Below are 22,300 nucleotides of genomic sequence, written 5' to 3' on the forward strand. Positions count from 1 at the left end.
ACAGGATTTACTCTTCTTTTTTTATATTTTGTCTCACATCAATTGTAACACTACATCACACAGATCCAATAATCCATTATACATTTGACAAATCTCTTATTATGGTATATAATATTGATAATTTGAATAACACATCTTTAATGTGATCCAGAGAGGTCAGCAAAGATTTATTTATTGGAAAACCAAGTTTATTTATGCTGTCCTGCTCAATAGAGTAGGCTATTTTTTGAGGTGAAGTATGAAAAAACGAATTCTTTTCGACGAAACAATGATTTCTAGAATGATTACTAGAATTGCGAATGAAATTATCGAACAAAATAAATTAGATGATATTGTTTTAGTAGGTATTCAAACAAGAGGGATTCATATCGCCAAAAGATTGAAACAAAAAATCAAAGAAATTGAAAATACTAATATTCCAGTAGAAACACTTGATATAAAATTTTATCGTGATGATTTAGAAAAGATAAGTGACGAACCTGAAATAAAAGTTCCACGTTTTAAACTTGATTTGACAAACAAAGTTGTAATTATTGTAGATGATGTTCTGTATACAGGAAGAACGGTTAGAGCAGCGATAGATGCCATAATGGATGCGAGTCGTCCAAAAGCAATTCGTCTTGCGATTCTTGTAGACAGAGGACATAGAGAACTTCCAATTAGAGCAGATCATATTGGAAAAAATATTCCTACTTCAAGAAAAGAAAATGTAAAAGTTCATTTAAATGAAGTAGATGATGTTGAAGAAATATTATTAATTTAAATATAAAATCTTTTTAAGGTAGTCCAGAGAGGCTAACAAGGGATTGAATTTAAAGTTTATACTTTATTTGAGTATAGCTATGTTTAAGTATAACTATACACAGATAATAACTTGAATTTAATAGTTGATGAACAGTCATACCTTGTAGCCAAATGGATACAAGGTATTTTTTTATACAAAATGGAGGAAGTGCTATGAGAAATATAGTAAAAATGTCAGACTTAACAAATGAAGAAGTTTATCAGCTGATAGAAAGAGCTTTAAATTTGAAAAATGGTAAACAAGTAGAGCCAAGAGAAGATTTATATGTAGCAAACTTATTCTTTGAAAACTCAACTAGAACAAAACATAGTTTTGAGGTAGCTGAGCACAAACATAGATTAAATGTTATAAACTTCGAGGCTTCAACATCATCAGTAAATAAAGGTGAAACATTATACGATACTTGTAAAACATTAGAAATGTTAGGTTGTAATATGTTGGTCATTAGACACGGTCAAGACGCTTACTACAATGAACTGACTAACTTAAATATTCCGATTTTAAGTGGAGGAGATGGAAGTGGAGAACATCCAAGCCAATGCTTACTTGATCTTATGACAATGTATGAGAAATTCGGAACATTTGAAAATCTTAATGTAATTATCGCTGGAGATATTAAAAATTCTCGTGTGGCTAGAAGTAATTACAACATGCTTACAAGATTAGGAGCAAGAGTAAGATTTGTTTGTCCTGACATTTTCAAGGACGAGACGCTTGGAGAAGTAGTAGACTTTGATAAAGTAATTGAAGAAGTTGATGTTTGTATGCTTCTAAGAGTTCAACATGAAAGACATGACTCTAAGATGGGTCTAAGTAAAGATGAATATCATAATAACTTTGGATTAACTAAAGAGCGCTATGAAAGATTAAAAGAATCGGCAATAGTGATGCATCCAGCACCTGTTAATAGAGATATGGAAATAGCTTCGGAACTAGTCGAAGCACCTAAATCGGTAATCTTTGAACAGATGAAAAATGGAATGTTCATGAGACAGGCAATGATAGAAAAAATAATTAAAGATAATAATTTATAAAGAGGAGAAGCATATGTTACTTTTAAAAAACGGTAAAATTTTAGAAAATGGTGTATTAGTAGAAAGAGATATTTTGGTTGAAGATAAGAAAATCGTAAAAATCTCTGGGAACATCGAAGAGAGTGGAGCTAAGGTACTAGACTTAGAAGGGAAATTTGTTTCACCAGGATTTATAGATGTTCACGTACACTGGAGAGAACCAGGATTTGAATACAAAGAAAATATTTATCATGCTTCAAGAGCAGCGGCACGTGGTGGATTCACTACAGCAATGCCAATGCCGAACTTAAATCCGGTACCAGATTGTTATGAAAATTTAAAATTACAATTAGATATTATCGAACGTGATTCAGTAATCAGAGCGATTCCTTTTGGAGCTATAACAAAAGGGGAAGAAGGAAAAGAATATGCTGATTTCGAAGAATTAGCTGAGCATGTGTTTGCCTTTAGTGATGATGGTAGAGGAGTACAAGATGCTAACATGATGTATGAATCTATGATGGTTGCTGCTAAATTAAATAAAGCAATCGTAGCTCACTGTGAAGATAACTCATTAATCCGCGGAGGATGTATGCACTGCGGACGTAGAAGTCGCGAATTAGACTTACCAGGAATTCCTTCGGTATGTGAGAGTGTTCAGATTGCACGTGATGTTCTCCTAGCTGAAGCAGCAGGGTGTCACTACCATGTTTGTCACGTATCTACTAAAGAATCAGTTAGGGTAGTAAGAGAAGCGAAGGCAGCAGGAATTAAAGTAACTTGTGAAGTATGTCCTCACCACCTAATTAGTGATGAAATGGATATTCCAGAAGACAACGGAATGTGGAAGATGAACCCACCTTTAAGAGCACGTGAAGATAGAAATGCTCTTATCGCAGGTCTATTAGATGGAACAATCGATGTCATAGCGACAGACCACGCCCCACATGCAACTCACGAAAAAGATTTATCAATGAGAAAAGCTGCATTTGGAATTGTTGGAAGTGAGACAGCATTCAGTCAACTTTATACGAAGTTTGTAAAAACTGGAGTATTCTCACTAGACTTACTAGTTAAACTAATGACAGAAAAAGTTGCAGATACTTTTGACCTACCATATGGACGTTTAGAAGAGGGTGGTTTTGCAGATTTAGTAGTAATCGACTTAGAAAAATCACTGAAAATTGATCCGGAAAAATTCTTATCAAAAGGTAGAAACACACCTTATGTTGGAGAAGAAATATACGGAATACCAGTATTAACATTATGTGAAGGTCAAGTTGCATACAAAGATATTGAAGTATTTGAAGTTTAAAAAATAAAAAACTTAGAAAGAGAGAACAAAGATGTACAGTTACGATAGACAATTAATTTTAGAAGATGGAACAGTATATAAAGGATATGGGTTTGGTGCTAACAGAGCATTAGCGGGAGAAGTAGTATTTAACACAGGTATGACAGGATATCAAGAAACACTTTCAGACCCATCATACAATGGACAAATAGTAACATTCACTTATCCATTAATCGGGAACTACGGAATCAACAGAGATGACTTTGAAACAATTAATCCTAGTATTAAAGGACTTATCGTTAGAGAAGTTTGTAAAAAACCTTCTAACTTTAGAACAGAATACAGTTTAGATGAAGTATTAAAAGAACTTAACATACCTGGAATTTCAGGAATTGATACACGTAGTTTAACAAGAAAAATAAGAGAACACGGTACAATTAAAGGGATAATTACTGACCTTTGCATGGATCCAGAAGAGCAATTAGAAAATCTTAGAAAAACTGACTTGCCGACGAACCAAATTGAACAAGTTTCAACTCAAAAAGCTTTCTTATCTTCAGGAAATGGATATAGAGTAGTACTAGTAGACTTCGGTATGAAATCAGGAATACTTAGAGAATTAAATGAACGTAATTGTGATATCGTTGTAGTTCCTCACAATGTAACTGCTGCGGAAATCTTCAGACTTAATCCGGATGGAATCATGTTAAGTAATGGACCTGGGAATCCAGAAGATGTACCAGAAACAATCGAGATGCTTAAAGAAGTTATGCCGAAAATTCCAGTCTTTGGAATTTGTATGGGACACCAACTTATTGCACTTGCATCAGGAGCGAAAACATACAAACTTAAATTCGGTCACCGTGGAGCTAACCACCCAGTTAAAAACTTAATAACTGGGAAAGTGGACATTACTTCACAAAACCATGGTTTCAGTGTAGATATCGACTCACTAAAAGATACAGATTTAGAGCTTACACACCTATCAGTGAATGATAAAACATGTGAAGGGGTACGTCATAAAAAATACCCAGTATTTTCAGTGCAATATCACCCAGAAGCTTCACCAGGACCGCACGATCCTAACTACTTATTCGATCAGTTTATAGATTACATGAGAGAATTTAAAGAAAACAAATAGGAAATAACCTGAAAAACAATAGAGTATCAATGCAAAATTAAGGAGAATAAAAATGCCAAAACGTAATGATATAAAAACAATACTAGTAATAGGATCTGGACCAATTACAATAGGTCAAGCAGCGGAGTTTGATTATGCTGGAACTCAAGCATGTCTATCTTTAAGAGAAGAAGGATATGAAGTTATCTTAGTTAACTCTAACCCAGCGACAATAATGACTGACAAAGAAATAGCTGATAAAGTGTATATGGAGCCATTAACACTTGAATTTGTAAGTAAAATCATTCGAAAAGAAAGACCTGATGCATTACTTCCAACATTAGGAGGACAAGTAGGGCTTAACCTTGCAGTTGAACTACACAAAAGTGGGATCTTAGATAAATATGGAGTTGAATTACTAGGAACAAAATTAAGTTCGATTGAACAAGCAGAAGATAGAGAATTATTCCGTGACCTTATGAACGAACTAAATGAACCAGTTCCGGAATCAGCGATTATAACAACTTTAGAAGAAGCGAGAGAATTTGTTGCTGAAATAGGTTACCCAGTAATCGTTCGTCCTGCCTTTACGATGGGGGGAACAGGTGGAGGTATCTGTTACGATGAAAAAGATTTAGAAGAAATCGTAAGTAGTGGATTACACTATTCACCAGTTACTCAATGTTTATTAGAAAAATCTATCGCAGGTTTTAAAGAAATTGAATACGAAGTAATGCGCGACTCTAACGATACAGCGATTGTTGTATGTAACATGGAAAACATTGACCCTGTAGGGATTCACACGGGAGACTCAGTAGTAGTAGCACCTTCTCAAACATTAACAGACAGAGAGTACCACATGCTACGTAATGTATCATTAAAAATTATTAGAGCTTTAAAAATTGAAGGAGGATGTAACGTACAACTTGCACTTGATCCAAATTCATTCAAATACTATATTATTGAGGTTAACCCAAGGGTATCACGTTCATCAGCTTTAGCATCAAAAGCAACAGGATATCCAATCGCGAAAATCGCAGCGAAAATTGCTGTAGGATTAACTCTTGATGAAATAATAAACCCAGTTACACAAAACTCATATGCTTGTTTCGAACCAACGCTTGACTATGTAGTAAGTAAAATTCCACGTTTCCCATTTGATAAATTTGAAAATGCGGATAGAAAATTAGGAACGCAGATGAAAGCCACTGGTGAAGTAATGGCGATGGGTAGAACTTATGAAGAAAGTTTACTGAAAGCTATCCGTTCATTAGAATATGGAGTTCACCATCTTGGATTACCTAATGGAGATGACTTCACATTAGAAGAAATTATTGACAAGATTAAACAAGCTGGAGATGAAAGATTATTCTTTATCGGAGAAGCATTAAGACGTGGACAAAGCACAAAAGATATTCACGATATCACAAAAATTGACATGTTCTTCTTAGAGAAAATGCAAAATATCATCGATATCGAACATGAATTAAAAGATAATGTTGGAAATGTTGATTTACTAGAATATGCTAAAAAATATGGATTCTCTGATAAGGTAATTGCGCATAGATGGGGAATGACAGAAGATGATATCTACAACCTTCGTCAAGAAAGCAAAATAACTCCAGTATTCAAAATGGTAGATACATGTGCAGCTGAGTTCGTTTCAGAAACGCCTTATTTTTACTCAAGTTATGAACAAGAGCAAGAATCAATCGTTAGCGATAAGAAAAAAATTGTTGTACTAGGATCAGGTCCTATCCGAATTGGACAAGGGGTAGAGTTCGACTACGCAACAGTACATGCGGTAATGGCGATTAAAGATGCAGGTTATGAAGCAATCATCGTTAACAACAACCCAGAAACAGTTTCTACAGACTTTACAATCTCTGATAAATTGTACTTCGAGCCACTAACTGAAGAAGATGTAATGGCGATAATTAATCATGAAAATCCACTAGGAGTTGTAGTTCAATTCGGTGGGCAAACAGCGATTAACCTAGCAGCTAAATTAGAAAAACACGGTGTGAAAATTCTAGGTACTGCATTAGAAGAAATCGATAACGCGGAAGATAGAGATAAATTTGAAGAACTATTACATAAACTGGATATTCCACAACCACTTGGAAAAACTGCATTTGATGTAGAAACAGCGGTTAAGAATGCTGAAGAAATCGGATATCCTGTATTAGTAAGACCATCATACGTACTTGGTGGACGAGCTATGGAAATAGTTTATGAAGAAGCTGAACTACGTCGTTACATGAAAACAGCGGTAAAACTTACACCAGAACACCCAGTACTAACTGACAGATATTTAGTTGGGCGTGAGATAGAAGTAGATGCCATTAGTGATGGTGAAACAGTAATTATTCCAGGTATTATGGAACACATCGAAAGAGCAGGGGTTCACTCAGGGGACTCTATAGCAGTGTATCCACCTCAAACATTAACAGAAGGTGAGAAAGCTAAGTTAATAGAATATACAATTAAATTAGCAAAAGGATTAAACATCGTTGGATTATTAAATATCCAATATGTAATAAGTAAAGGGGAAGTATTTGTACTAGAAGTTAACCCACGAAGCTCAAGAACTGTACCGTTCTTAAGTAAGATTACAGGAGTACCAATGGCAAAACTTGCTGCTGGAGCTATCATTGGAGAAACACTTAAATCTAAAGGATATGAAACAGGATTATTACCAGAAGCAGAGAATGTGTACACTAAAGTACCGGTGTTTAGTTTCCAAAAACTAAAAGACGTAGATACTACTCTTGGACCTGAGATGAAATCAACTGGAGAAGTAATGGGAAGTGATAGAACTCTAGAAAAATCACTATACAAAGGACTTCTTGCAGCAGGAATCAAAGTAAGTGATCAAGGAAATATCTTATTTACAATTAGTGACGATGATAAAGAAGAAGCATTAAATATAGCAAAACGATTCTTCGGATTAGGATATAATCTATTAGCAACAGAAGGAACAGCTAAGTACTTAGATGAACACGGATTAAGAGTCACTCCAGTAGGAAAAATTAATCAGAGTGAGTACAGTGTACTTGATGCTATATATAATGGAGATGTGGATGTAGTAGTAAATACTACTTCAAAAGATAAAGATGTAACAAAAGACGGATTCAAGATTCGCCGTGTAGCGAGTGAGCAAGAGGTTGTATGTTTAACATCATTAGATACAGCAGATGCGCTACTAAAAGTATTAGAATCAATCTCATTTGATATATTACCACTATAAAATAAAAAATGATGAAGAAGGGGAAAATTTTTCCCTTCTTCTTACAGAAGGAGCATTTGGATGGATACTTATTTAGCAACAGTAATCAGTAATGAACAAGTAGCAGATAAAATATTTAGAATTGAACTGCAAGGAGATGTAGTTAAAGAAATGAATACACCAGGACAATTCGTAAATATTAAAGTAAGTAACAGTTATGAGTTTTTATTAAGAAGACCAATTTCAATTTGTGAAATTAATAAAGAAAAAAATACATTTGTGATGGTCTACAGAGCAGATGGAGCAGGTACTAAAAAGATCTCAGAATTAGAAGCAGGTAATTTAGTAGATGTATTAGGACCATTAGGAAAAGGATATGATGTTTATACACTAGAAAAAGGGCAAACTGCATTGCTAGTAGGTGGAGGAATTGGAGTTCCACCATTATACGAGTTAGCAAAGCAATTTAGAAAACAAGGGGTAAACACAGTACATATTTTAGGTTTTAATAATGTGAAAGATGTGTTTTATGAAGAAAAATTTGCAGAGCTTGGTACAACTTATGTTGCTACCGCTGATGGAAGTTATGGAGAAAAAGGTTTTGTTACTGATGTTATAAAAAATTATGAAGTTGACTATGATAAGTATTATAGTTGTGGTCCATTTGCTATGTTAAAAGCATTGACTAAAATGGATGAAGAAAAAATGGGGTATATTTCTCTAGAAGAGAGAATGGCTTGTGGAGTAGGTGCATGTTATGCATGTGTTTGTGAAAAAATTGATGGTTCTATCTCACGAGTGTGTTACGATGGACCTGTATATGATTCGAAAGAAATAGCATTATAGGAGGAATTTATGAGCGAAAGATTACGAGTAAAATTACCGGGATTAGATTTAAAAAATCCTGTAATGCCAGCATCAGGATGCTTTGCATTTGGTTTAGAATATGCCAACTTTTATGACCTAAGTAGACTTGGAGCAATCATGATTAAGGCAGCCACTAAAGAACCACGTTTTGGAAATCCTACACCACGTGTCGCTGAAACTTCTAGTGGAATGTTGAATGCAATAGGTCTACAAAATCCTGGGGTTCATGAGATATTAGAAACTAAATTAAAAGAATTAGAAAAATATGATGTTCCTATTATCGCTAATGTTGCAGGTAGTGAAATAGATGACTATGTTTATGTAGCAGAGCATATAAGTAAAGCACAGAATGTTTATGCATTAGAGTTAAATATATCTTGTCCGAATGTAAAACATGGTGGGATTCAATTTGGAACGGATCCAGAAACAGCGAAAAATTTAACTAGAAAAGTAAAAGAGGTATCTAGCGTGCCTGTTTATGTGAAACTTTCACCTAATGTTACTGATATCGTAGCTATGGCAAAAGCTGTAGAAGAAGGTGGAGCTGATGGTATTACAATGATAAATACTTTAGTAGGTGTAAGGCTAGATAAAAAGACTGGAAAACCAATTATAGCGAATGTAACTGGGGGACTTTCTGGACCTGCTGTTAAACCTGTAGCTATAAGAATGGTTTATCAAGTAAGTCAAGCTGTAAACATTCCTATTATAGGTATGGGAGGAATTATGGATGAGTGGGATGTAATTGACTTTATCTCTGCTGGAGCTAGTGCAGTAGCAGTGGGTACAGCGAATTTTGCAGATCCATATGCTTGTCCAAAAATTATTGATAAATTAGAAGCGGCACTTGATGAATTAGGAGTAGAACATATTCTAGAACTTCGTGGTCGTGCATATAAATAAAAAGGAGAAATATTATGAATAAAGATGTAATAATAGCGTTAGATTTTCCAACTTTGGAAGATACATTAAGTTTTTTAGAAAAATTTGGTGAAGAAAAATTATTTGTAAAAGTAGGGATGGAATTATACCTACAAAATGGACCTGTTGTTATTGAAAAAATCAAAGAATTAGGACACAAGATATTCTTAGATCTTAAACTACATGATATTCCTAATACAGTTTATGGTGCGACAAAAGGATTAGCAAAATTCAAAGTTAATATTCTTACAGTGCATGCAGCAGGTGGCTATGAAATGCTAAAAGCAGCAAAAAGAGGAATGGTTGAAGGTGGTAGTGTGGATACTAATGTAATAGCAATAACACAATTAACTTCAACATCAGAAGAAGCGATGAAAGAAGAGCAACTAATTGCTGTATCTATAGAAGAGAGTGTAATAAATTATGCTAAACTAGCTAAAAGAGCAGGACTTGATGGAGTAGTTTCATCAGTTTGGGAAGCAAGATTAATTAGAGAAAACTGTGGGGATGACTTCTTAAAAGTAACTCCAGGAATAAGATTAGAAACAGATGAAGTAGGAGATCAAAAACGTGTAGCAACTCCAACTGTTGCTAATGAAGAAGGAAGTACACATATAGTAGTTGGGCGTTCTATAACTAAATCAGAAAATCCACTTGAAGTTTATAAACTAATAAAAACTCAATTCGTAAAATAAAAATATACAGATAACATAAAGGAGAAGAACATGGCATTAGAAAGAAAAATAGCAAAACACTTATTAGATATAGAAGCAGTGGCATTAAGACCAAATGATTATTTCACTTGGACATCTGGAATTAAATCACCAATTTACTGTGATAACAGAATTACAATGTCATACCCTACGATTCGTCGTGAAATAGCAGCAGGTATGAGCGAAGTAATTAAAGCTAAATTCCCAGAAGTAGAAGTAGTTGCTGGGACAGCGACAGCAGGTATCCCACACGCGGCATGGGTAAGTGAAGTACTAGATTTACCTATGATTTACGTGAGAGATTCAGCTAAAAAACATGGAAAAACAAACCAAATCGAAGGTAGATTACTAGAAGGTCAAAAAGTTGTTATTATTGAGGATTTAATCTCAACTGGATTATCATCATTAAAAGTAGCTAAAGCATTAGAAGAAGCTGGTGCAATAGTTCTTGGTGTTGTAGCAATATTTAGTTATGAACTTAAGAAAGCACAAGATGCCTTTGCAGCTGATAAAGTAGAGTATCACACTTTAACTAACTATAATTACTTAATCGAAGAAGCGGTAGCGAGTGATTATATCAAACAAGAAGACGTAGAAAAACTTCTTGAGTGGAGAAATAATTTATAAGAACTTGCAAAATATTAAAGGTGTAACATAGGCAGAGATGTCTAAGTTACACCTTTTTACTTTATTATTTTAATTTGATAGCGATTATCAATGGCTTGTGGTATAATTGTATTAATAATATAAGGTAGTGAGGTAATGAGAAATGGATAATATTATAGATGTGAGTATACCAGTTGCACAAGTTGTTGATAAACACCCAGAAGTATTGGATATTTTAGTAGATCTAGGGTTTAAGCCTTTGGCTAATCCTATTATGAGAAATACTGTAGGGAGAAAGACTTCACTTAGAATGGGTTCAAAATTGGCAGGGATTAAACTTGAAACAATAATTGCTACATTAGAAGCTAATGGATATGAAGTAGTAGGACTAGACTAATGGCTACAAAGAGAATTGAAGTTTTACGCGATATATTATTACGACTTCATAAAGGTGAGTCTGCCGAATCTGTTCAAGATGAATTTAATGAACATTTTTCTGGAGTATCTGCTATTGAGATTTCTTTAATGGAGCATGAGCTTATGAATTCAGATTCTGGCGTAACTTTTGAAGATGTAATGAAGTTATGTAATGTACATGCTAATCTATTTAAAGGTGTGATAAAAAATATTGAAGTTGAAGATAGTGAGCATCCAGGACATCCAGTTCAAGTGTTTAAACAAGAAAATTTAGCTTTAAGAGCTGCAATAATACGAGTACGCCGAATTTTAGACAACTATGCTAAGCTCGATGATGGTGATACAAAAGTAGCAGTTTTAAAAGGATTGCTTCGTCAGTTGCAATTATTAGGACAATTTGATATTCATTATAGACGCAAAGAAGAACTTATGTTTCCTATAATGGAAAAATATGGTCACGATGCACCACCTAAGGTTATGTGGGGTGTTGACGATGAAATAAGAGATTTATTCAAACTTGCTAAAGAAGAAGCGGAGAACCTACCTAATGCAGAGATAGCTGTCGTTAAAGAAAAATTTGAAGTTTTTGTTAAAGAATTTGAGGAAATGATCTTTAAGGAAGAGTCGATTCTTCTGATGATATTATTAGAAACATTTACTCAAGACGATTGGTTGAGTATAGCTAAGGACAGTGATGCTTACGGTTATGCAATAATTCGACCTCAAGAAGAGTGGATTCCTCATAGAGAAGATTTTGAAACGCAAATTACTAGTGCTGATAGTGAAGTAATAGAAGCTACAGAAGGGGAATTAACGAAAGTAATAAAAACTCCTGAAGGAGAGTTCACTATTACTTACAAACCGAAAGAAGTTAAAAAAGAAACTTTCAATAGAGATACACCTCAGAAAATCGGAAATGGTTATCTATCATTAAATCAAATTGATTTGATATTAAATCATCTGCCAATGGAAATTACCTTTGTTAATAAAGATGGAGTTTTTCAATATTACAATGATCATTGTTCAGAAGAAGAGATGATTTTCAAACGTACGCCAGGACAAGTAGGTAGAAATGTAGAACTATGTCATCCGCCTAAGTACCTTGAGAAAGTTAAAACTATAATGAAAAACTTGCGAGAAAGAAAAAAAGACAAGTATGAAATGTGGTTTAAATCAGAATCAAGAGGGAAGTTTGTTCATGTCACTTATGCAGGTGTATATGACGAAAACGGTGAATTTCAAGGAGTATTAGAATACGTTCAGGATATAGCTCCTTATAGAGAAATAGACAGTGATTATTATAGGGGAATAGAATAAAAAAAGTGAGAGGGAGCGACTCAAAATTGATTTTGTTGAGTCGCTCCCTCTTTTAATATATTATGTTTACGAATATACTTTATCAAATACATTTTTTCTTAATTTTCTTGTTGCAAGAATCAACAGTATAATTAGTATTAGAGAATATATTATTCCTACTATATTGGCTGATGATGGAACCATAGCAATTAAGAAAAATGTCACGACATTAAGTAGTACTAATAATAAAATAGCTCCAAAAGCTAAAATAGTTAATAGTACCTGATTTATCGAACTACGATTAGCTAAATCTGTGATAGTGTTCCAATTTAGATATAATTTTTTATAGTCATTTGTATAACTATGGAATGAAAAGACAATACTTGAAATAATATAAGATATTATTGTTACAATTGCTAATAAGATTGGTGTTTTAGTTATAATTAACATCATAATCAGAGCAAATAATCCAAAGATAAGTTGTAAACAAGTGGCGATTGCTAATTTAATTTTCAGGTATTTTTTGAAATCAAAAGGAAGAGATTTTAAAAAATAGTAATCTTGTTTTTCTAGTGATATTGCTATACTTGTAAAATTCATAGGATTAGAATTAATGTACAATGCTAACGTAAATCCTATAGTCATAGCTACTGGATAGAATATAGGTGGTAGTGTAATACCTCCGTGCTTTCTAATTTCTATAATCGGAATTATAAATATACCAAGCGTGATAAGAAGATTAGTAAATACAGTTGACGAAATTGTACTGTTTAACAATAGTTTTGCATTTCTCTTAATTAGTTTAGAAGATAATGTAGTTGATGTACTATTAGTTTTCTCTTTGATTTTTACAGTTTTAGAACTAGATGTGTATGTATTACCTGATATTCTATATAAGTCTTTCATGTATTTTTTTACTACGAATACATAAGTAGTAAAGAAAGAGATAACTGCTAGGATTATAGTTATTATTAAATAAGTATAAGTCTTAGAAATATCTAACACGAGTATATTTAAAAATAAATCTCCTTTATATTCAGAACCAATACTTTTAAAAGTATGAGCAAAATCAAATATTCCCCCCGTAAAAACTATCAATGCAATTAAGATTGTAGCTGCATTAACTTTCCCTTTATTCTTCTTGAAATTTGGGATATAAGTAATAAATGAAAGTATCGTCATTATAGAACATATTAAAGTAATAATAAATGCGAAACTATATACTAAGACGAATAAAAGTTTTTGAATTGAAAACTCTGCATTTAATCCAATAATCAAGTTTATAACTATTAATGGAATAAAATTACTTATAACTAGTGAAAGTAGAGTGAACAATTTACTAAAGAATATTTCAGCCTCTGTAACTGGTAAATGAATAATTGTCAATGTATCATCACTTTCATAAAACATATTGGTAAAATTATTTAAAATTTGAATAAACACCATTAATAAAATAATAAGAAGTATACTACGATATCCCGGTCCAGAAAAGTCAAAACCTCGAGAAAATATTGAAAATATAAATAAAATATTTAAGAAATTGACCAAATTCATCATTAATACATTTTTTAAAAGATTCTGTCTTATATCGTTCTTTTCACTAAATTTTTTTCTGTATTTTATTCTTTGAGGTGAAAAACTATAAAGTAGATTCGTTAAAAATAATTCTTTTACAACATTGAATCTCATATTTAATCACCACCTAAAACATTAGAATTTGAATTTTTTACTATATTAAGATAAATTTCTTCTAAATTATCTCCCTTAAATTGTTCTTTAAGCTCATTAAGTGTACCGATAAAAACTAGTTTTCCTTTGCTAAGAATACCTATTCTATCGCACAGATGTTCAACGACCTCTAAGACATGAGTAGAAAATAGTACACTATTTCCTTTTGAGGCATGCTCTTTCATCAAGTTTTTTAAATCAAAAGCAGCTTGTGGATCTAGTCCAGTCATCGGTTCATCCATAATCCAGAATTTAGGTTCTGACAATAGGGCACCAATTACGAATACTTTTTGTCGCATACCATGAGAAAAAGAACTAATTTCTTGATGTTCAACTCCTACCATATTAAATAATCTGCAGTATTCACTAAGAATATCATCTCTTATTTTATTATCAATTTCATATATGCTAGCGACTAATGACCAATATTCAAAGGCCGATAATGTAAGAAACATATCAGGTGAATCAGGTACATAGCCAATTTGCTTTTTACACGCTAATCTATTATTTTTTAAAAGTAGATTATTGAAATAAATCTCTCCCGAAGTAGGCTCTAATATACTAACTAGGGATTTGATTGTAGTTGACTTACCAGCTCCATTATGCCCAATAAGTCCGAATATTTCCCCATCATTTATAGTAAAACTTAAATCATCAACAGCGCACTTTGTATCAAATTTAACAGTAAGATTTTTAATTTCTATCATAAATTATCCCTCCAATCTGTATCTATAGTTATATTATACTTGTAATCGTTTTAATCGGCAAGAGTATAATTTAATTATTTCTATATAAATAATAAATTTTAAAGTTGTAAATGAAACGCCTGGAATAGTTTATTAAAAATACTAACGTGATACACCTGGAAGTGTTTATTTATAAGTTGAAAATGATACACCTGGTTAAGTGTGAAAATAGAATGTGATAATAGCAAGTTAAAAAAGATATAAAAAAATTTTAAAAAAGTGTTGACAAGAAAAAATAAAAGTGGTATTATTTAGTACGTGAGTGTTACGGCACTCTGTGTAAAGCCACTATGGCTTATAAAAAATTTAAAAACGTGATACACCTGGATAGGTGATTCACAAAGTATCGAGGAAAGGAGGAAATCAGGAAAATGCCAACTATTAACCAATTAGTTCGTAAACCTCGTAAATCAAAAGTATCGAAATCAGATTCACCAGCACTTAACAAAGGTTACAACTCTCAAAGAAAGAAAGAAACTAACATTTCTTCACCACAAAAACGTGGAGTTTGTACTCGTGTTGGGACTATGACACCTAAAAAACCTAACTCAGCTTTACGTAAATATGCACGTGTTCGTTTATCAAACCAAATCGAAGTAACAGCATATATCCCAGGTATCGGACACAACCTACAAGAACACAGTGTTGTACTTATTCGTGGAGGACGTGTAAAAGACTTACCAGGGGTACGTTACCACATCATCCGTGGAGCTTTAGATACTGCAGGAGTTAACGACCGTAAACAAGGACGTTCACTATACGGTGCTAAAAGACCAAAAGAGAAAAAATAATAAAAGATAAAATTTGATAAAAAGAATTCGTGAAAGGAGGCAGACACTATGCCACGTAAAGGTCCAGTTGCAAAACGTGACGTTTTGCCAGATCCAATTTATAACTCAAAATTAGTTACAAAATTGATTAACAAATTAATGCTAGATGGGAAACGCGGTACAGCACAAAGAATTTTATATTCTGCGTTTGATTTAATTAAAGAAAAATCAGGACGTGATGCTATGGAAGTTTTCGAAGAAGCATTAAACAACATTATGCCAGTTCTTGAAGTTCGTGCTCGTCGTGTTGGTGGTTCTAACTACCAAGTACCAGTAGAAGTACGTGCTGAAAGAAGAACTACATTAGGTCTACGTTGGTTAGTTAACTATTCTCGTTTAAGAGGAGAAAAAACTATGGAACAACGTTTAGCTAATGAAATTTTAGACGCAGCAAATAACACTGGTTCAGCTGTTAAGAAACGTGAAGATACTCACAAAATGGCTGAAGCTAACAAAGCATTTGCTCACTATCGTTGGTAATTATAGGGTGAATATCAAGCTATTTTATAGCTTGAGTTTTTCACTATAAAAGACAAATTACTAAAATCATTTAAAAATTTATGAAAGGAGAAAATTGACTCATGACTAGAGCATTTTCTTTAAAAGATACTCGTAATATCGGTATCATGGCTCACATCGACGCAGGTAAAACTACTGCTACTGAGCGTATTCTGTTCTACACTGGGAAAATCCACAAAATCGGAGATACTCACGATGGTAACTCTCAAATGGACTGGATGGAACAAGAACAAGAACGTGGTATCACTATTACATCTGCTGCAACAACTGCTCAATGGAAAAACCACCGTATCAACATTATCGATACACCGGGACACGTAGACTTCACAGTTGAGGTTGAACGTTCACTTCGTGTACTTGATGGATCAGTAGCAGTATTAGATGCACAATCAGGTGTTGAACCACAAACAGAAACAGTTTGGCGTCAAGCTACAACTTATGGAGTTCCTCGTATCGTATTCGTTAACAAAATGGATAAAACAGGAGCAGATTTCCTATACTCTGTAGGAACAATCCACGACAGATTACAAGCTAACGCACACCCAATTCAACTTCCAATCGGAGCTGAAGATTTATTCGAAGGTGTAATCGACCTTGTTGAAATGAAAGCTATCTACAACGAAGGTAGCGTTGGGGAAAATCTTGTTGTAAAAGAAATCCCAGCTGACTATCAAAATCAAGCTGAAGAATACCGTGAAAAACTTATTGAAGCTGTTGCAGAATTCGATGAAGAATTCATGGAAAAATATTTAGGTGGAGAAGAAATTACAATAGATGAGCTTAAAGCTGCTATTCGTAAAGCTACATTATCTGTAGAATTCTTCCCAGTAGTATGTGGATCAGCCTTCAAATATAAAGGTGTACAACCAATGCTAGATGCAGTAGTAGAATACTTACCATCTCCATTAGACGTACCTGCTATTAAAGGTATCAATCCAGATACTGATGAAGAAATAGAGAGACACTCTTCTGACGAAGAGCCATTCTCAGCATTAGCTTTCAAAGTTATGACTGACCCATTCGTAGGGAAACTTACTTTCTTCCGTGTGTATTCAGGTATTTTATCATCTGGTTCATACGTTAAAAACTCAACTAAAGGTAAACGTGAACGTGTAGGACGTATCCTACAAATGCACGCTAACACTCGTAACGAAATCGCTGAAGTTTACGCTGGTGATATCGCTGCAGCTGTTGGTCTTAAAGATACTACTACTGGGGACACACTTTGTGACGAGAAAAACGAAGTTATTCTTGAATCAATGGAATTCCCAGAACCAGTTATCCAACTTTCAGTTGAACCAAAATCAAAAGCTGACCAAGATAAAATGTCAACAGCTTTACAAAAATTACAAGAAGAAGACCCAACATTCCGTGCTGGAACTGACGAAGAAACTGGACAAGTTATCATCGCAGGTATGGGTGAGCTTCACTTAGACATCATCGTTGACCGTATGCGTCGTGAATTCAAAGTTGAATGTACAGTAGGTGCTCCAATGGTATCTTACCGTGAAACATTCAAACAAGCTGCACAAGTACAAGGTAAATTCACTCGTCAATCTGGTGGACGTGGACAATACGGGGACGTATGGATTGAGTTCACTCCAAATGAGCCAGGTGCAGGTTTTGAATTCGAAAATGCTATCGTTGGTGGGGTAGTTCCACGTGAATACATCCCAGCAGTAGAAGCAGGATTAAAAGACTCTATGGCAAATGGGGTATTAGCTGGATACGAATTAATCGACGTTAAAGCTAAATTATTCGATGGATCATACCACGATGTCGATTCATCTGAAATGGCGTTCAAAGTTGCTGCATCATTAGCTCTTAAAGAAGCTGCTAAAAAATGTAACCCAGTAATCTTAGAACCAATCATGAAAGTTGAAGTTGTTATGCCTGAGGAATACTTAGGAGATATCATGGGTGATATCACTTCACGTCGTGGACGTGTTGAAGGTATGGAAGCTCGTGGTAACGCTCAAGTAGTAAGTGCTTCAGTACCATTATCTGAAATGTTCGGATATGCAACTTCTCTACGTTCTGCAACTCAAGGACGTGGTACTTACTCAATGGTATTCGATCACTACGAAGAAGTACCTAAATCAATTTCTGAAGAAATTATCAAAAAAAATAAAGGATAATAAAAATTATTCTTTATAGTTGCAATTTTCGTTGTAACATTATAAAATATAGTTATCATAGAATGCTATGTGACTAATTATTAAAAAATAAAATTTTATTAACTTGAAGGAGACATTTTTAAAATGGCAAAAGAAAAATTTGACCGTAGTAAAACACATGCTAACATTGGAACAATTGGTCACGTTGACCACGGTAAAACTACTTTAACAGCAGCTATCGCTACTGTATTAGCAAAAACTTATGGTGGAGAAGCTAAAGACTACGCTTCAATCGATAACGCACCAGAAGAAAGAGAACGTGGTATCACAATCAACACTTCTCACATCGAGTACGAAACTCCAAACCGTCACTACGCACACGTAGACTGCCCAGGACACGCTGACTATGTTAAAAACATGATCACTGGTGCTGCTCAAATGGACGGAGCTATCTTAGTAATCGCTGCTACAGATGGACCAATGGCTCAAACTCGTGAGCACATCCTATTATCTCGTAACGTTGGAGTACCAAAAATCGTTGTATTCTTAAACAAATGTGATATGGTTGATGACGAAGAGTTATTAGAATTAGTTGAAATGGAAGTTCGTGAACTATTATCTGAATACGGATTCGACGGAGATGAACTACCAGTAATCAAAGGTTCTGCTCTTAAAGCTCTTGAAGGAGACGCTGATGCAGAAAAAGCTATCATCGAATTAATGGAAACAGTTGACGAGTACATCCCAACTCCAGAACGTGACAACGCTAAACCATTCATGATGCCAGTTGAGGACGTATTCTCAATCACAGGTCGTGGTACAGTTGCTACTGGACGTGTTGAACGTGGACAAGTTAAAGTTGGAGACGTAGTAGAAATCGTTGGATTAACTGAAGAACCAGCTTCAACTACTGTAACAGGTGTTGAAATGTTCCGTAAATTATTAGATTACGCTGAAGCAGGAGATAACATCGGTGCATTATTACGTGGTGTTGCTCGTGAAGATATCGAACGTGGACAAGTTTTAGCAGCTCCTAAAACAATCACTCCACACACTCAATTCGTAGCTGACGTGTACGTATTATCTAAAGAAGAAGGTGGACGTCACACTCCATTCTTCACAAACTACCGTCCTCAATTCTACTTCCGTACTACTGACGTAACTGGTGTAGTTACTTTACCAGAAGGTACTGAAATGGTAATGCCTGGGGATAACGTATCAATCAACGTAGAACTTATTTCTCCAATCGCGATCGAAGAAGGAACTCGTTTCTCAATTCGTGAAGGTGGACGTACTGTAGGTTCAGGTGTTGTAACTTCAATCGTTAAATAATAATTGAATTAAAACACAAAAAGCAAGGTGAATTTCACCTTGCTTTTATTTATACTTAATACAGATTTACATAACGTTCATTTTTAATAAAAGATATTTGATAGTTTTAATATATTATATATGTATTAATATTGTATTTTTAATATAAAATCATTATTTTTTGTAATTTTATTAGAAAATACGTACTATTTTTAGTAAATCCTTGCAGAAAATCTGTAAGAGGTGTATAATATGTTTAAAGGTAGTATAGGGGAAATAATATAATAAATTCAAATAATTTATATATTATTAAAATAAAATCTGATTACTCTAGGGATATTGAGTAATAGTAAAAAGTCGAAGTTAAGAAATTAACTTCGATTTTTTCTTTTAAATTCATGAAGATTTTACATTTGTTAACAGCTTGAAGACATTTAAATAGTTCTAAAAGAATATTCTAGTTGTCATAATTGATAGTATAAAAAGCTGTTTGAGGAGTTAATAGATAACAAGTATAGTTTAATAACTTGACTTTACAAGTTTTATTCTATATGCTTAGTGTAATGCAATTTATTATTTATGAACAAAAATTTTATATTTTAAGGGGAAAAAATGTTTTTAGCTATTAATGAAATAAAAGATGCTAGGTTAAGGTATAGTCTGATAGTAGGACTACTTACCCTGGTTTCTTATTTAATGTATTTCTTATCAGGACTGGCTTTTGGATTGATAGACCAAAATAGATCTTCAATTGATCATTGGAAGGCGGATACGGTATTGCTTTCTTCAGAAGCAAATAAAACTATTGGTTTATCTAATCTAAAATTATCAGATAAAAAATCTTTATCTGCAGATAATGTTGAAGCTTTTAGTCAAATGGTTACAGTTTCTAAAACTGCGAAGAGTTCAAATGAGGATGTTAAACAAAAAGTTAGTATTTTTGGTGTGAATAATGGGAGCTTTTTAATTCCACCAGTAATACAAGGAAGAACTTTTGAATCTAAAAATGAAGTTGTTATTGAAAAAAGTTTGTCTGAAAAAGAGGGGTATTCTATAGGAGATACTATTAAAACTGCTAACTCGGATATTGAATTAAAAATAGTGGGTTACACGGAAAAATCTAGATTTAATGTTGCGCCTGTAGTATATATGAATATAAATGATTTTCAAGTTTTGAAATATGGTGTAAGTAAAACTACTGATAATCCTATGATTAATGCTTTCGTAGTAAAAGGAGAATTAAAGGATTACGACAGTTCTATTTTCCAAAAAGTTAGTATAGCTGATTTTATTAATGAATTACCTGGTTATAGTGCTCAGATTTTAACGTTTGGACTAATGATAGGATTCTTAATAGTGATTTCTGCTATTATTATAGGTATTTTCATGTATGTACTTACTATTCAGAAAACACCTATTTTTGGTATAATGAAAGCCCAAGGAATCTCGAATGGAATTATTGGAATTTCTGTTTTATCGCAAACATTCTTACTTTCATTAGCTGGAAGTATACTAGGTTTGGTTGGAACATGGGGAACATCACTTGTCCTGCCATCAGCAGTACCATTTTTAGGAAATGGACTTTATTACAGTATTATATTCGTTAGTTTGATTATTTTTTCTTTAGTAGGAATATTATTCTCTGTATTAGCTATTAGAAAAATTGATCCATTAAAAGCAATAGGATAGGTGTCATATGAATGTATTAGAATTTATAAATGTAACTAAATCATATCAGGATGGAAATAAAGAAATAGAAGCTCTGAAAGAAACTAATTTTAAAATAGAAGAAGGTAAATTTATTGCGATTATCGGTCCATCTGGTTCAGGTAAATCAACTTTCTTAACTTTAGCTGGAGGTTTACAAACTCCGTCTAAAGGTCAAATAATTATTAATGGAAAAGAATATACTAATTTGTCTGAGAAAGAAAGGTCAAAGTTACGATTTAACGATATTGGATTTGTTCTACAGGCATCTAATTTAGTTCCATTTTTAACTGCAAAACAACAGTTAGAATTAGTTGATAGAATAAATAAGGAAAAAAGACAAAAACTTCAAGATCAAAAATCTCTTTTTAAAGAATTAGGAATAGATCATTTAGAAAATAAATTACCGAAAGACTTATCAGGCGGTGAACGACAACGATTAGCTATTGCTAGAGCCCTTTACAATAATCCGGCAATCATCTTAGCTGATGAACCTACAGCAAGTCTTGATTCAGATAGAGCGTTTGAAGTCGTAGATTTACTTTCAAAAGAGTGTAAAGAAAAAAACAAATCAATTATTATGGTAACACATGATAATAGGATGATTGAAAAATGCGATCATGTTTATCGAATGAAAGATGGTATTTTGACAAAGGAAAGATAATATAAAAAGTGATGATCCCCCAAAAGTCCTAAAATTTAACAAAGTTCATATATGAACTCATAGACGCAGTGGTTTATTGATATCTAAATTCGCTTTATAAAAGCTTTTTAGATATCTAATAATCTGCGCGGAGGTGACTCGATAAAATCGATTTCTATGAAATCACGATTTTGAGTTACTCTCTTTTTTTTTTATTGATAACATTATTATATAAGGTGGTAGCATAATTTTAAGAAGTTTAGATAAATGATTGCATAAAGCACATTAATATACTAATATATATTAGTGTAGAGTATTCTCGTTATATAAAATTTATAAGTAATATATTAACTAATATTTTTAAAATAAACAAAGTATAAATTTCTAATTATCTTTTTATATTTTCTTAAATGCTCGT

19 protein-coding genes are annotated in these 22,300 nt (G+C 33.3%); 17 read left to right on the plus strand and 2 right to left on the minus strand.

From position 1 onward, the window contains the following. Positions 1-238: 238 nt before the first annotated feature. The 11 genes from pyrR to RYK99_RS07005 all read left to right on the plus strand — a co-directional run bounded on the left by pyrR (position 239) and on the right by RYK99_RS07005 (position 12,302). On the plus strand, positions 239-763 hold the full coding sequence (gene pyrR / locus RYK99_RS06955) for a bifunctional pyr operon transcriptional regulator/uracil phosphoribosyltransferase PyrR (protein ID WP_003146943.1): 525 nt from the start codon (positions 239-241) through the stop codon (positions 761-763). 194 nt (positions 764-957) lie between these two features. Further along, positions 958-1,839: an aspartate carbamoyltransferase catalytic subunit gene (locus RYK99_RS06960; RefSeq protein ID WP_314991294.1), complete on the plus strand. Its 882-nt coding sequence runs from the start codon at positions 958-960 to the stop codon at positions 1,837-1,839. A gap of 13 nt (positions 1,840-1,852) precedes the next feature. Further along, the gene (locus RYK99_RS06965; RefSeq protein WP_314991296.1) at positions 1,853-3,133 is read left to right on the plus strand and encodes a dihydroorotase; all 1,281 of its coding nucleotides are present in this window, start codon (positions 1,853-1,855) and stop codon (positions 3,131-3,133) included. Positions 3,134-3,164: 31 nt separating this feature from the next. Next, positions 3,165-4,253 (plus strand): glutamine-hydrolyzing carbamoyl-phosphate synthase small subunit, encoded by a 1,089-nt coding sequence (gene carA / locus RYK99_RS06970; protein WP_314991298.1) that lies wholly within the window; start codon positions 3,165-3,167, stop codon positions 4,251-4,253. Positions 4,254-4,305: 52 nt separating this feature from the next. After that, positions 4,306-7,482, plus strand: coding sequence for a carbamoyl-phosphate synthase large subunit (carB, locus tag RYK99_RS06975; RefSeq protein WP_314991300.1), 3,177 nt, complete (start codon positions 4,306-4,308; stop codon positions 7,480-7,482). A 60-nt stretch (positions 7,483-7,542) separates the two neighbouring features. Beyond that, positions 7,543-8,307, plus strand: coding sequence for a dihydroorotate dehydrogenase electron transfer subunit (locus RYK99_RS06980; RefSeq protein ID WP_003146937.1), 765 nt, complete (start codon positions 7,543-7,545; stop codon positions 8,305-8,307). A gap of 9 nt (positions 8,308-8,316) precedes the next feature. Beyond that, complete coding sequence (locus RYK99_RS06985; protein WP_314991302.1) at positions 8,317-9,231, plus strand: dihydroorotate dehydrogenase; 915 nt, start codon at positions 8,317-8,319, stop codon at positions 9,229-9,231. 14 nt (positions 9,232-9,245) lie between these two features. After that, positions 9,246-9,944 carry an orotidine-5'-phosphate decarboxylase gene (gene pyrF, locus RYK99_RS06990; protein WP_314991304.1) on the plus strand — a complete coding sequence of 233 codons (699 nt, stop codon included), beginning with the start codon at positions 9,246-9,248 and terminating at the stop codon, positions 9,942-9,944. Positions 9,945-9,974: 30 nt separating this feature from the next. Then, entirely contained in the window at positions 9,975-10,589 is a 615-nt protein-coding gene (gene pyrE / locus RYK99_RS06995) for an orotate phosphoribosyltransferase (protein WP_314991307.1), read from the plus strand. A gap of 142 nt (positions 10,590-10,731) precedes the next feature. Next, the gene (locus tag RYK99_RS07000; protein WP_003144696.1) at positions 10,732-10,965 is read left to right on the plus strand and encodes a DUF1858 domain-containing protein; all 234 of its coding nucleotides are present in this window, start codon (positions 10,732-10,734) and stop codon (positions 10,963-10,965) included. After that, complete coding sequence (locus RYK99_RS07005) at positions 10,965-12,302, plus strand: DUF438 domain-containing protein (protein WP_314991309.1); 1,338 nt, start codon at positions 10,965-10,967, stop codon at positions 12,300-12,302. Before RYK99_RS07000 ends, RYK99_RS07005 begins: the two co-directional genes overlap by 1 nt. Positions 12,303-12,368: 66 nt before the next feature. On the opposite strand, the gene RYK99_RS07010 is transcribed toward RYK99_RS07005, so the two are convergent. Both RYK99_RS07010 and RYK99_RS07015 read right to left on the minus strand, forming a co-directional pair. Next, positions 12,369-13,691, minus strand: coding sequence for a hypothetical protein (locus tag RYK99_RS07010; RefSeq protein WP_314991311.1), 1,323 nt, complete (start codon positions 13,689-13,691; stop codon positions 12,369-12,371). 281 nt (positions 13,692-13,972) lie between these two features. Further along, entirely contained in the window at positions 13,973-14,716 is a 744-nt protein-coding gene (locus RYK99_RS07015) for an ABC transporter ATP-binding protein (protein WP_314991313.1), read from the minus strand. Positions 14,717-15,126: 410 nt separating this feature from the next. Between RYK99_RS07015 and rpsL the strand changes: the two genes are divergently transcribed. From rpsL to RYK99_RS07045, 6 genes are all read left to right on the plus strand, one after another. After that, on the plus strand, positions 15,127-15,546 hold the full coding sequence (rpsL, locus tag RYK99_RS07020; RefSeq protein ID WP_060914140.1) for a 30S ribosomal protein S12: 420 nt from the start codon (positions 15,127-15,129) through the stop codon (positions 15,544-15,546). Between the two features lie 48 nt (positions 15,547-15,594). After that, positions 15,595-16,065 (plus strand): 30S ribosomal protein S7, encoded by a 471-nt coding sequence (rpsG, locus tag RYK99_RS07025; RefSeq protein WP_003144697.1) that lies wholly within the window; start codon positions 15,595-15,597, stop codon positions 16,063-16,065. Between the two features lie 101 nt (positions 16,066-16,166). Further along, positions 16,167-18,242: an elongation factor G gene (fusA, locus tag RYK99_RS07030; protein ID WP_314991316.1), complete on the plus strand. Its 2,076-nt coding sequence runs from the start codon at positions 16,167-16,169 to the stop codon at positions 18,240-18,242. Positions 18,243-18,365: 123 nt separating this feature from the next. Next, the gene (gene tuf / locus RYK99_RS07035) at positions 18,366-19,553 is read left to right on the plus strand and encodes an elongation factor Tu (protein ID WP_003144664.1); all 1,188 of its coding nucleotides are present in this window, start codon (positions 18,366-18,368) and stop codon (positions 19,551-19,553) included. A 591-nt stretch (positions 19,554-20,144) separates the two neighbouring features. Continuing rightward, positions 20,145-21,221: an ABC transporter permease gene (locus RYK99_RS07040; RefSeq protein WP_304094679.1), complete on the plus strand. Its 1,077-nt coding sequence runs from the start codon at positions 20,145-20,147 to the stop codon at positions 21,219-21,221. 7 nt (positions 21,222-21,228) lie between these two features. After that, entirely contained in the window at positions 21,229-21,903 is a 675-nt protein-coding gene (locus tag RYK99_RS07045; RefSeq protein ID WP_304094682.1) for an ABC transporter ATP-binding protein, read from the plus strand. Positions 21,904-22,300 lie beyond the last annotated feature (397 nt).

The organism is uncultured Gemella sp. (genome assembly GCF_963537375.1).
Classification (GTDB): Bacteria; Bacillota; Bacilli; order Staphylococcales; family Gemellaceae; genus Gemella.

Bases quoted from the DNA above. Each gene is read 5' to 3' on its own strand.
- pyrR (WP_003146943.1), top strand. From the start codon at position 239: ATGAAAAAACGAATTCTTTTCGACGAAACAATGATTTCTAGAATGATT.
- RYK99_RS06960 (WP_314991294.1), top strand. From the start codon at position 958: ATGAGAAATATAGTAAAAATGTCAGACTTAACAAATGAAGAAGTTTAT.
- RYK99_RS06965 (WP_314991296.1), top strand. From the start codon at position 1,853: ATGTTACTTTTAAAAAACGGTAAAATTTTAGAAAATGGTGTATTAGTA.
- carA (WP_314991298.1), top strand. From the start codon at position 3,165: ATGTACAGTTACGATAGACAATTAATTTTAGAAGATGGAACAGTATAT.
- carB (WP_314991300.1), top strand. From the start codon at position 4,306: ATGCCAAAACGTAATGATATAAAAACAATACTAGTAATAGGATCTGGA.
- RYK99_RS06980 (WP_003146937.1), top strand. From the start codon at position 7,543: ATGGATACTTATTTAGCAACAGTAATCAGTAATGAACAAGTAGCAGAT.
- RYK99_RS06985 (WP_314991302.1), top strand. From the start codon at position 8,317: ATGAGCGAAAGATTACGAGTAAAATTACCGGGATTAGATTTAAAAAAT.
- pyrF (WP_314991304.1), top strand. From the start codon at position 9,246: ATGAATAAAGATGTAATAATAGCGTTAGATTTTCCAACTTTGGAAGAT.
- pyrE (WP_314991307.1), top strand. From the start codon at position 9,975: ATGGCATTAGAAAGAAAAATAGCAAAACACTTATTAGATATAGAAGCA.
- RYK99_RS07000 (WP_003144696.1), top strand. From the start codon at position 10,732: ATGGATAATATTATAGATGTGAGTATACCAGTTGCACAAGTTGTTGAT.
- RYK99_RS07005 (WP_314991309.1), top strand. From the start codon at position 10,965: ATGGCTACAAAGAGAATTGAAGTTTTACGCGATATATTATTACGACTT.
- RYK99_RS07010 (WP_314991311.1), bottom strand. From the start codon at position 13,691: ATGTTTTATGAAAGTGATGATACATTGACAATTATTCATTTACCAGTT.
- RYK99_RS07015 (WP_314991313.1), bottom strand. From the start codon at position 14,716: ATGATAGAAATTAAAAATCTTACTGTTAAATTTGATACAAAGTGCGCT.
- rpsL (WP_060914140.1), top strand. From the start codon at position 15,127: ATGCCAACTATTAACCAATTAGTTCGTAAACCTCGTAAATCAAAAGTA.
- rpsG (WP_003144697.1), top strand. From the start codon at position 15,595: ATGCCACGTAAAGGTCCAGTTGCAAAACGTGACGTTTTGCCAGATCCA.
- fusA (WP_314991316.1), top strand. From the start codon at position 16,167: ATGACTAGAGCATTTTCTTTAAAAGATACTCGTAATATCGGTATCATG.
- tuf (WP_003144664.1), top strand. From the start codon at position 18,366: ATGGCAAAAGAAAAATTTGACCGTAGTAAAACACATGCTAACATTGGA.
- RYK99_RS07040 (WP_304094679.1), top strand. From the start codon at position 20,145: ATGTTTTTAGCTATTAATGAAATAAAAGATGCTAGGTTAAGGTATAGT.
- RYK99_RS07045 (WP_304094682.1), top strand. From the start codon at position 21,229: ATGAATGTATTAGAATTTATAAATGTAACTAAATCATATCAGGATGGA.